The following is an 8,588-nucleotide window of genomic DNA, read 5'->3' as shown; positions in this document are numbered from 1 at the left end:
AATATAAAGCCTTCGGCGTTGTACTTTTTCCTAATTTCTTTTTTTGAATCACTTAATAATATGAAAGGTATTTTGTATTTTTCTTTAAACCTTTTATGAGTTTCTAGGTTATCAGAACTTATACCTATCACTATAGCATTGTAATCTTTTAATTTATCCCAATTATCTCTAAAAGAACACGCTTCTTTAGTACAACCAGGGGTGAAGTCTTTAGGGTAAAAATATAACACTATATTGTATTTCCCAATATAATTTGCTAGTGAAATTTTTTCTCCGTTATCTGCTATTGCTTCAAAAAGAGGTGCTTTGCTGCCTACTTTTATTTTTTCATTGCTCATTTTTTCACCTTTAATAGATTGCGTTATAAAAGTTTTATTTTCCTGTTTATACTTCTTTTTTATAATTAAAGGCAAAGTTTTTGTACTTTTTAATTTTTCTTATAAATTTTTTATAATTAAAGCAGGTAATGTAGAATTTTTATTGGAGTTAAGAAATTGGTGTACTAGTGAATAAACTAGTAAATAAATCGTTTATTGCTTATATGTAATTAATTGTCTCAAAATGCTATCTTTTATCTTTAACCAATCTTCATTGATGGACATAGTTATTTTAATTAAGTAAATTACATAATTTTTATCACTTTGTTCAGATATATAAATCTCTGCATTATTACCAAATTTAGATAGAACTTCCTTAGCTTTGCTTTCAAATAATTTTATATCTGCTATAGGAATTTCTACTCTAAGAGTATTTGTTATATAATCACTCCATTGCGTATAGTGTTCTATAGCAGCGCCTCCTAATAATATTTGATTTGGTATCTTTATTTCATGTCCTTGCTCTGTTACTAATGATGACGAAAATAATCCTATTTCTAAAACTCTACCTTTAAATCCAGGTGCGATATAATCTGGAGAGAAAAACTTATATCCTGGATTAAAAGCCCATTGATATGGTATTTGCCAATTTAAAACTGTTATAATATCACCTGGCTTTATAAATCTTGTACCAAGTATTATTAATCCGGCAAATAAATTGCCTAACACAGGTTGCAAAGCTAAACCTAGAACTAATCCAGTTACCGTACCGCCAAATAATGCTGATTCAGTACTAATTCTAGTAAACGCAACTATTACAACAATAACAATCAGATAGCCTAATATTTTAAACAAATTGCCTATAGAAATTGCTCTTTCTTTATATTTTGGTAATAGGTGTCTTATTATCCCATTACCTAAGATTCTTACTGCTAATAGACTGGCTATTAATTCTATTAAATCCTTAACAACCCACATATAAATCTCTAGTTTATGAAAAAATAATCCTAAGAATTGCATAAATATATAAATTGATATAGCAACAAAAATTATAACTGCAATTTCTATAATCGATCTGCCAAATCCTGAAAAGCGACTTTGCGAAATTCTGAATCCCCCTTTAGTAGTGCCTAAGTTTTATGCCCTCCTAATGGAATTTAACCTTTTTTCAACCTAAGTTAGTTAAATTTCGGTTAACTCTACTTTTCTTATGTGTAGAGTAGAGATAACTGGAGGTTATCTTAACTTATTTTTTAATTTTTATATAGAAAATATTATTTTATCATACAATTGAGTCTAGTCAGTTTTTTATTACAGTCTTAAGTAATACCTCAATTAGATATTTATCATAAAAATAGTATAAAACATATAGCTAAAATTAGAAGTTTTCTATATAAACCAAAGACAACGGTATTACTTAAGGCTGAAGTAATACCGCAAAGGAAGCAATTCGTATATTTTTAATGCTACGGTATAGCATATACGATTAATTAATAGTTTATTTATTAAATAAAAAATTGTAGTTTACTAGTCTATGTATTGGTAAATTTTTTAGTGTATTTTTGAGTTTACTGAACAATTTATTTATCAATAAATGGTGTATATGCTTTATAGATATCTGAATATAAAATAAATTAAACTTTATAGTATCTTTATATTAAAGAGTTTTATGTACATAGTAATGTAAAATGTTAAAAATTTCTTCGTATTGCTAACAGTATTACTATTAGATAATCAAAAAATACACATTTATTCAAAATTTTTAATAAAAATAATATATAGAATATATTTTTAATAAAAATCGTAATATCAAGCTTTATTAGTTACTGAACATATCCTTGAGCATTTATTTTTAAATGTAGCACGTATCTAAGTGTTATCCAAGATCCTATCAATACCATTATCATAAATAGAAAGCTAGAAACGGCCATTTGTATATTTCCACTTAATATATGGCCTGAAGCACAACCGTTAGCCATCCTTGCACCGAATAAGACCATAAAAGTACCTATGAATGATCCTAAAGCTCTCTTGCTGGCTGAAGTACCAAAAGTGTGTTGCCATACATTTGGTATTTGTTTTTTTAAATCCCATGAATCTTTTGCTAATAAATAATGATGAAATAAGGCCTCCTAAGAAGGTGCCTAGGTCTGAAAAAGGTTCCCAACCTATTTCACTAAATGGGTTGTTAACTGGTGAACCGTTAACTATATGTAATCCTCCAAATAATTGGAAATAAGCATTCGATGCAGCCCATTTAGGATTTATTAAATAAGATAGTTGTGCTCCTATCCAAGAATATGTTGTTGATTCTCCAAATATTTGTCTCAATATTATTACTGCAACTGCTGCTATAGTGAATTCTATACCTAGCAGTATTATAGACCTAGCATTTCTTATGCTGCTTTCATTAATTAGCTCTGTAATGTATTTTCTAGCTTTAGGATATTTTTTCTCTTCTTCTTTTAATAGATCGCTAAATTTTGTTGTTTCTTTATTTGTTCCGATTAAATGAAATGCGCATGATTGTTTCATAGATTGTTTTGGACGTCTTGGCAAAAAGAAGAACATTAGCAATAATAAGATTCCAAATACCATACTTACTAGAAACATTTCAAGCTTGGTGTTAAATCCTAACAATGTTGCCCATGTTACTGGCCCAAAATTTAAAGTATTCCAAAATAACCATCTAACATTACCAAAAATTACTGACCATGTAAAGGCACCAAGTAAGCCGCCTATTACTGCGTAAATTGCATCGCGTCTACCTTGGCCTAATGCTATCCATACTGTGCCTGGGAAATATCCAGCAATACCTACTCCTGCTCCAAATATTAAACCTCCTATGACTATACCAAATACAAACAAATCTTTTATGCCAAAATTTGGATGAGGTACAAATAGATTTAAGCCGTAAAGAAGTATTGCTCCTAATCCGATTGCAAATCCAAAACAAACCATTAAAAATCTATCTTGGAATGACATCACTCTGAACAGCGTATCAGGGTCTGAGAAATTCCATAGTTCTAGAGGAAATGTATTAAGTGTATACAATAAGTATAAATATTTTTCTTTTTAATTAAATATATTGAAAATATATCTATCCTTTTTTAATATTTTCCTTAAAAAATTTGGTTTTTTAAATAGTTTTATTTAGACTTCTGTCTATTTTATCTAGTGCAGCAACTTATAAGGCTTCGTCAGATAGTATATTAAACAGGTGAAAAAATATGAGTAATCTAGTATATAGTAAAGAGGAAAAGAAAATAATAATTGATGTTAGCAAAAAAGATGAAAAAGAATTAGAGTGGTACGAGGTTGCAGTAATTGCTGAGGGCGCATAAGTATAATATAGTAACAAATACAAACTTTATTAGACAAATCTTAGAAATTATATGTACTTAAATAATCCATTATAGATGAGCAACTAAGTTACTATTTTAGCTTGGTTTATTTAGCTATTTTCTGCTATTCTCTTCTCTTAGAATATCACAAGATAAAATAGATTTGCTGTAAGAGCTTACATGATTTATAGCTAAGTCTATTATTTCCTTTACTTCTTTGTTGCTTATTACATATATTGAATATTTTCCTTTTTTATCTACATTAACAACACCACAATTTTTTAAACATGAAAGGTGATGTGATATCAATGATTGCGATTTGCCCAAGTTATTTGCAATATCCTGCACGGAAGCCTCACCTTTTTTAATTAAAAACAAAACTATTTCTAGCCTGGTTCTATCTGACAAAGCTGTGAAAAATGATACTAATTCTGATAGTAGGGGTTCATTATTAGTTTTATTGGTCAGCATATTTATCATCTGTTTTTTAATAAAAAAAGCGAGGTTTATAAATCTATATATGAACAATTATTCATATGTAAATTTATAAAGGTTATAGGCTTTTAAATATTTGGTGAAAAATATGAAAATGAATTTAAGAATAGATAACTCAGATCTTAGAGGAAAATCATGTGAAAGTTGTGGAAAAACGTTAACTCCAGAAGACGTTTATACAAGAAAAATAGGAGATGAAATACATTATTTTTGCTGTTCTCACTGTGCAGATGCTTTTGAAAGAAGCTATATAAAATAGAGGCATATAAAATGGAAGAATTGGTAATAATAGGTTATGGAGCAGCAGGTTTTGCCTCGCTAATTAAGGCTAATGAGCTGGGAATTAAACCAGTATTGATAGGTTACGGTCCAATAGGAGGGACTTGTGTAAACTTTGGATGCGTGCCATCAAAGAAGATGCTTAATGTAGGTGAATTATACGCAAAATACAGGAAGCACCTTAATACAGATATCTATCCACAGTTTTTTGACACATTTAAAGAAAAAGACGATTTGGTTAATGAAATGAGAAAAATTAAATATGAGAATGTATTATCTTCTTATGATGTTACATTAATTGAAGGTAAAGCATATTTTATCTCTCAAAGAAAAATTAAGGTAAATGAAAAGATAATCGAGGCAAAAAAGTTTATCATAGCTACAGGTTCTTCTCCGAAAATTCCTAATATAAAAGGTATTAAAGAAGTTAAATACTGGACTAATGTAGAGGCTCTTAATCCTGATAGGAAAATAGATTCTTTAGTTATTTTAGGTGGTGGGCCTCTAGGCTTAGAATTTGCTCAGATGTATAAAAGGCTTGGTGTTGACGTAGCGATACTAGAATATATGCCTTTACTGTTACCAAATTGGGAACCTGAAATATCGCTAGAAGTAAGAAAAATCTTGGAAAAAGAGGGTATATCGGTTATAACTAATGTTAATGTAAAAGAAATTAAGAAAAATGGAGAAGCGAAAACAATTGTTACTAATAAAGGAGAAATAGAAGCTGATGAAATTTTAATAGCAACAGGTAGATCTCCTAATACAGATTTAAACTTGGAATCCGCAGGAGTGCTATTAAATGAAAATAAAGGTATTAAAGTAGATGATGAACTAAGAACAAGTAACAATGATATATTTGCAGCAGGAGATGTAATAGGAAATAAAATGTTAGAATCATTAGCTGGAAAGCAGGGCAGTATAGCAGCAGAAAATGCTATAAATAATGCTCATAAAAAAATAGATATGCTAAGTGTTCCTCAAGTAGTATTTATACAACCAAACGTGGCTATGGTAGGGTTGACTGAAAGTGAAGCATCGAAAAATCAGAAGATAGATACTCGTTTGATAAAGATGAGTGATGTACCTAAGGCTAATATTTTAGGAGAAGACGAAGGTTTTATTAAGATGATAATTAACAAAGAAGATAGAAGAATATTAGGGGTTCATTTAGTTTCAGAAAATGGTGCGGAAGTAATAAATGAAGCAGCGTTAGCTATTAAGATGAGAGCTAGTATCGATGATATAGTCGATACAATACATGTTTTTCCTACTATGGGTGAATCTATCAGATTAGCTGCTCTTTCATTTACTAATGATATAAAAAAGATGAGCTGTTGTATATAGTTTAGATATTCAATGATTTTAAAGAATTTGTAGCTATTTTATAGTCTTCTTCAGGACTATTGCCAGCAACTCCTAAAGAGCCTATTATATTTCCTATATAAATCCCCCCTTGAGATGTGTTAAATCTTTCATTAGAATCTTCTCCATTTGGACATTCTATAATCTCTCCAACTATTTTAGTTGCTTCATGAGAGTTTAATTTAAATGCAGATGATGTCCAAGCCCTGCTTCTAGATATTTCAACAAAACCATAGGGAGTTCCATCCATTCTATAAATTAGAAGAGGCCATCCGTTTACATCTGTTACGGTTATTGCGACCGGTTTTAACTTATTGCTGTTAACATAATTTATTACCGATTCTGCAATACTTCTTGAAATCTCAAGACCTTTTTCAACATTGGTTTTAAATTCTTCTTCTCTATACGCCCCTGCAAAACCTGCTTGAGCAATTTTTTCATCCCCTTCTATAGATTCTCCACTATGCCCAATACCCCCAACGACTTCCCCTTGGATTATTAAAGGTATTGCACCATGTATCAAGGTCATTCTCCCATGATATTTAACATTAAGCCTCCAACCCTCTCCTCTAGTTATAACTTGATCTAAAACTTTTGCAGACAGTTTCATCACTGATGCGGTCCAAGCTTTATCTATAGCAAGATCTACAGTTGCAGGTAAAGCGCTATCCCTTCTTTCTAATGCAACAACATGACCTCCAGAATCAGTAACAGCATAACTTCCCGGTAACATATTGTTATCCATGGAAAAGCTTATCATGGCATTAATTATTTTTCTAGCAAGATTTAAATTTAATGTATTGTTTAAGCTCATGATATCACCTCTTTTCTAATGCTTGGCTGATAGTTTTTCTTTTCTTCAAACCTTACACCTGATTTAGAAAGAATCTCAACAACTTTTTTCCCAAGCATTGGCGATGCCGAAACACCAGCAGGACCTAAAATTACATTAATCCAATTAGGCACAAATTCAGGTATTCCAATAACAAAATCATGCCAACCAGTATCAGGATTCGTCATCGCCATAAATCCAGTAAATGATTTTAAAATATGATTTTCAAAAGGCAATCCAGGATACAATGTTTTTGAAACATTTATAGCGTGTTTTATCGCATAATCTTTAATTTCCTTATTAGATCTAAATGTCATTTCTAGATATATCCCAGCTCTTAGTTTACCATCATACGTAGGTGATATAAGTTGCATGTGAGGGGTTCCTCTAGGCAAAATAAGGGTTTCATGATTTATCATTTTACCTAATTCATCATCAAATTCCACTATGGTTCCTTTAAAGGGGACATAAGAAAAATCTCTAGCCTTAGCTAGCTCTGCAATCCTATCAGCTTCAATTCCTGAGGCATTAATAACTATCCCAGTTTTTATTATATACTTATCAGAATATAATTCAAACTTTCCTGAAACTCTTTTGATATTATTTATTTTAGTATTAAATAGAAATTCTGTTCCATTTGCTTTAGCATTTTCTGCATAGGCCTTTGCAACTTCTGGAGGATTAACTGTTGCCAGATTAGGATCATAAAGAGCTCCAAAGAATTCATCAGATATTTCTGGTTCTGCATTTTTAAGTTCTTTTTTATTTAAGAATTTTAATGGCATAAAGGAGCCTTCAGGTATTAAAAGGGGTGATTTAGGATCTAGAGACGATTTAAATGCCCTAGAATACATCTTTTGAAACTTTTTAAAATCAGAATTATCTCTAATTAGCCAAAGACCTCCTATTCTTCTAAACTTAAAATTAAGTTCTTCTGCGAGTTTTGGCCATAAAGGTATGCTCTTAATGTTTAATTCTGCATGCAAAGTTCCAGGTCTAAAAGTTAACGAATCAGCTCCTTGGCAAACCAATGCGTGATTTGTTGTAGTTCCTTCTAGCCCTATATCATTTTTCTGCTCGATAACGGTTATAGATAAGTCGTACTTTGATAATTCTCTAGCTATTGCAGAACCAGCAATACCTGCACCTATTATAGAAATATCAGTATTTATAGTTTCTAACACTTTTGGCACACCATATTATATTAAAAGTTCGCAGTATTAACATTTTTAATATAGTTTTGTATAAAACGGTTTAAATTATGGTGTATTCTAAATAGTATAAAGTTATTAATCCTTATTGCTAAATATTTATTTTGGGTGCAAATAGTGGGAAGCCAATTAAATTATGATCTTTCGGTTCTTTTATCTGATATAAATGAAGAAAATTCTATAAAATTAATGAAAAAGTATAACAAGATTTTGAGATGGGTTGTTGCAGATTTTCCTAAGTTTGCTTCTCATAAGAATCCTGATAAAGTAGGTCTAATCTATAATGATGGCAAGATAGAAAAAAGATATAAATATAGTGAACTTGATTCGTTATCAAATAGGTTTGCGAACTTTTTAATAGAAAATGGCCTAAAAGATTACGATAGAGTGGCTATTCATTCGTTTAATAGTGATTACTTCGTTATATCAATGTTTGGAACATATAAAGCAAAAGGCGTTTTCGTGCCAATAAATTACTTGCTTATAGGAAAAGATGTACTTTATCAAATAAGTAATTCCGAATCTAAGTTTTATCTGTTGGAGAATATGTTTTATAATGGAGTTAAAAATGTAATTGGGGAATTTAATACTGTAAAAAACTTTATTGGGTTAGGTAGATCAGGAAAAATCGATGATAAGAGATTTATTGATATGGATCAGATATTAGGTTATAGTGATAAGGAACCAGATAAAATATTAAACATATGGGATCCAGTAACTATAATGTACACCAGTGGAACTGAAA

The 8,588-nt window shown here is 30.3% G+C and carries 10 protein-coding genes; 3 read left to right on the top strand and 7 right to left on the bottom strand.

The genetic code is table 11. The features are described from left to right. From ACP5GV_RS07730 to ACP5GV_RS07710, 5 genes are all read right to left on the bottom strand, one after another. The coding region (locus tag ACP5GV_RS07730) for a peroxiredoxin (protein ID WP_428103176.1) at nucleotides 1-338 on the bottom strand (338 nt) is incomplete at its 3' end. A 192-nt stretch (nucleotides 339-530) separates the two neighbouring features. Continuing rightward, nucleotides 531-1,337: a mechanosensitive ion channel domain-containing protein gene (locus ACP5GV_RS07725; protein WP_428103173.1), complete on the bottom strand. Its 807-nt coding sequence runs from the start codon at nucleotides 1,335-1,337 to the stop codon at nucleotides 531-533. Between the two features lie 803 nt (nucleotides 1,338-2,140). Then, nucleotides 2,141-2,296, bottom strand: a complete 156-nt coding sequence (locus tag ACP5GV_RS07720; protein WP_428103171.1) for a hypothetical protein — start codon at nucleotides 2,294-2,296, stop codon at nucleotides 2,141-2,143. Further along, nucleotides 2,289-3,302, bottom strand: coding sequence for a YeeE/YedE family protein (locus ACP5GV_RS07715; RefSeq protein WP_428103168.1), 1,014 nt, complete (start codon nucleotides 3,300-3,302; stop codon nucleotides 2,289-2,291). Before ACP5GV_RS07715 ends, ACP5GV_RS07720 begins: the two co-directional genes overlap by 8 nt. Before the next feature lie 473 nt (nucleotides 3,303-3,775). After that, nucleotides 3,776-4,141, bottom strand: coding sequence for an ArsR/SmtB family transcription factor (locus ACP5GV_RS07710; RefSeq protein WP_428103166.1), 366 nt, complete (start codon nucleotides 4,139-4,141; stop codon nucleotides 3,776-3,778). 103 nt (nucleotides 4,142-4,244) lie between these two features. On the opposite strand from ACP5GV_RS07710, the gene ACP5GV_RS07705 reads away from it, so the two are divergent. Together ACP5GV_RS07705 and merA are read left to right on the top strand one after the other, a co-directional pair. Next, a complete protein-coding gene (locus tag ACP5GV_RS07705; protein WP_428103164.1) occupies nucleotides 4,245-4,415 on the top strand; it encodes a transcriptional regulator in 171 nt (56 codons plus the stop codon). Between the two features lie 11 nt (nucleotides 4,416-4,426). Further along, the gene (gene merA / locus ACP5GV_RS07700) at nucleotides 4,427-5,782 is read left to right on the top strand and encodes a mercury(II) reductase (protein WP_428103162.1); all 1,356 of its coding nucleotides are present in this window, start codon (nucleotides 4,427-4,429) and stop codon (nucleotides 5,780-5,782) included. A 1-nt stretch (nucleotide 5,783) separates the two neighbouring features. On the opposite strand, the gene ACP5GV_RS07695 is transcribed toward merA, so the two are convergent. Together ACP5GV_RS07695 and ACP5GV_RS07690 are read right to left on the bottom strand one after the other, a co-directional pair. Beyond that, nucleotides 5,784-6,614, bottom strand: a complete 831-nt coding sequence (locus ACP5GV_RS07695) for a GlcG/HbpS family heme-binding protein (RefSeq protein ID WP_428103160.1) — start codon at nucleotides 6,612-6,614, stop codon at nucleotides 5,784-5,786. Beyond that, nucleotides 6,611-7,816: an NAD(P)/FAD-dependent oxidoreductase gene (locus tag ACP5GV_RS07690; protein WP_428090687.1), complete on the bottom strand. Its 1,206-nt coding sequence runs from the start codon at nucleotides 7,814-7,816 to the stop codon at nucleotides 6,611-6,613. Before ACP5GV_RS07690 ends, ACP5GV_RS07695 begins: the two co-directional genes overlap by 4 nt. 144 nt (nucleotides 7,817-7,960) lie before the next feature. Between ACP5GV_RS07690 and ACP5GV_RS07685 the strand changes: the two genes are divergently transcribed. Then, nucleotides 7,961-8,588 (top strand): AMP-binding protein (locus ACP5GV_RS07685; protein ID WP_428103158.1); only part of this gene is annotated, 628 nt, incomplete at its 3' end.

Source organism: Caldisphaera sp. (assembly GCF_049974385.1).
Classification (GTDB): Archaea; Thermoproteota; Thermoprotei_A; order Sulfolobales; family Acidilobaceae; genus Caldisphaera.
This window is presented reverse-complemented; position numbering and strand designations above follow the sequence as displayed.